The following is a 1,330-nucleotide window of genomic DNA, read 5'->3' as shown; positions in this document are numbered from 1 at the left end:
AACACCACACGGCTCAGCGCAAAGCCCAAACGCCCAGACCACCGGCCCAGTTGGAGCCAATCGCCACACGGAAACTAAGCGAAGACAATGTGCCGGAGGACGTGGAGCATGTCCTCGCGCTGCGCCGCATAGACAGGAGTCCGCCGGATCCGGCCGCCGTCCCGGCGGACCTTCTCGCCCACGGCCGTGATGACGCCGGCTGCTGCCAGGGCGGGCTTCCAGATCCGGTCGTTCCATGTCCTGTAGTAGATGCGGTTGCCGTGTGACGTCGTGAAGACCAACTGCACGGTGACGGGCTTCCGCTGCCGGGCTTCGAGGGCGTTGGTCGGGGGTTCCGGGTTTCGCCAAGGCAAGGTGCATGGTGTGGACGGGAAGCGACGGAAGTGGTCACGCGCCCGAGCTGCGAGGTTGGGAGACAGGGGTACCTCGCGAGTCTTGCCCCCCTTCGGGAGGCAGAAATACGGCCGCCCCTTGATGTCCCACCTGAGCTGGCGTCGAATGCGTACGACCCCGGCCTCGAAGTCGAAGTCCTCCTCTGCCAGGCCGAAGGCTTCGCCTTGGCGCAGGCCCAGACCGAGCCCGAGGTCGACGGCGAACCTGTACCGGCCCTGGAGGTGAAGGCGGACGGCGTCGACGACCGCGCGTGTCCAGGCCTTCGCCTTCTTCTCTGTACGCCGCGGAGCCTTGACGCTCTTGTGGACCTTGATGGGGTTCCGCAGCAGTCGCTTGTCGTCGACAGCACTGTTGAGAATGGACGAGAGGTGGCCCCAGATCACCTCGGCCGTCGAGCTCTCGACCCGGGCCAGCAACTCGGCGACGAACGAGCGCAGCGCCGAGGCATCGATCTCCCGGAGGGTGAAGTCGCCCAGGATGGGGATGATGTGGTTCCAGATGCGGCTGCGCATGGGATCCGCCGTCGACGGCTCGTCCGTCCGGCTCGGCCACCAGTGATCGACGATGTAGTCGGCGAGGGAGATCGCGCCGTCGCGCGGGTCGACGAACTCGCCGCGCTTGGTGTCGGTGCTTGCGGTGGCGAGCCACTGCTTGGCGTCCTCGCTGGTATCGAAGGCGCGGTCCGGGACGCCCGGAATCCCCTTTACGCGGTAGCGCTTGCCCTGCCCGTAGCGGGCGGTCCGCTCCCTTTTGCCGGTTCGCTTGTCCGGCCGCTTCTTGAGCCAGCGGTCTTCTATGTAGCCGGCCATGCAGTGGTCCTCCATGCTTACGTACGTCGCGTGCTGCTGAGGTTGAACTCGTAGTGGCGGGGGAGGAACTGACGTTTCGTGATCGTTGCGGTATGCCGGAGTCATGAGGTATGCGCAGGGAGGCGGGC

At 66.1% G+C, this 1,330-nt stretch carries 1 protein-coding gene; it reads right to left on the bottom strand.

Features of this window, described 5'->3' with window-relative positions:
* Window positions 1–74: 74 nt before the first annotated feature.
* Entirely contained in the window at window positions 75–1,202 is a 1,128-nt protein-coding gene (locus AB0N07_RS51130) for an integrase (protein ID WP_365847859.1), read from the bottom strand.
* Between the last annotated feature and the right edge of the window lie 128 nt (window positions 1,203–1,330).

It is taken from the genome of Streptomyces sp. NPDC051172 (assembly GCF_040682555.1).
Lineage (GTDB): Bacteria > Actinomycetota > Actinomycetes > Streptomycetales > Streptomycetaceae > Streptomyces.
The sequence above is the reverse complement of the archived record's forward strand: the minus strand, read 5'-3'. Positions and strand labels throughout refer to the sequence as shown.

What these genes read in the sequence shown, in the direction of transcription:
- AB0N07_RS51130 (WP_365847859.1), bottom strand. Translation starts at nt 1,202, where the DNA reads ATGGCCGGCTACATAGAAGACCGCTGGCTCAAGAAGCGGCCGGACAAG.